The sequence below is a fragment of the Catenulispora yoronensis genome (genome assembly GCF_039531695.1).
GTDB classification, from domain to species: domain Bacteria; phylum Actinomycetota; class Actinomycetes; order Streptomycetales; family Catenulisporaceae; genus Catenulispora; species Catenulispora yoronensis.
In genome coordinates, this window is sequence record NZ_BAAAQN010000179.1 from 1 (window position 1) to 657 (window position 657).

General features: G+C 57.7%; 1 protein-coding gene and 1 pseudogene. Both read left to right on the top strand.

The window, feature by feature from the left end; all coding sequences use genetic code 11:
• Positions 1 to 531 (top strand): zinc finger domain-containing protein (locus ABD481_RS46650; protein WP_344672344.1); only part of this gene is annotated, 531 nt, incomplete at its 5' end.
• Positions 531 to 657: pseudogene (lspA, locus tag ABD481_RS46655) on the top strand (signal peptidase II); the annotation flags it as partial. The gene ABD481_RS46650 and the pseudogene lspA, both read left to right, overlap by 1 nt.

Genomic DNA, 657 nt, shown 5'->3' on the forward strand with positions numbered 1-657 from the left:
ATGGCGCCGATCATGTCCTTCACCGCAGATGAAATCTGGGGCTATCTGCCGGGCGAGCGTGAGAAATATGTCTTCACCGGCGAGTGGTATGAAGGTCTGTTCGGCCTGGCCGACGACGAAGCGATGAACGACGATTTCTGGGATGAGCTGCTGAAGGTGCGTGGCGAAGTCAACAAGGTGATCGAGCAGGCGCGTGCGGATAAGAAAGTCGGCGGCTCGCTGGAAGCGGCAGTCACGCTGTATGCTGATGCCGATCTGGCGGCTAAGCTCAATGCGCTGGGCGATGAATTGCGATTTGTCCTGTTGACCTCCGGGGCGAACGTCGCAGACTATGCGAGCGCGTCCGCTGATGCGCAGCAAAGCGAACTGCTCAAAGGGCTGAAAGTCGCATTGAGTAAAGCTGAAGGTGAGAAATGCCCGCGCTGCTGGCATTACACCACCGATATCGGCAAGGTGGCGGAACACGCGGAAATCTGCGGACGCTGTGTGAGCAACGTCGCCGGTGACGGCGAGCAACGTAAATTCGCCTGATGAGTAAATCGATCTGTTCAACGGGGCTACGCTGGCTGTGGGTGGTCGTAGCCGTGCTGATTATCGATCTGGGCAGCAAATTCCTGATCCTCCAGAACTTCGCTCTGGGGGAGACGGTTCCGCTGT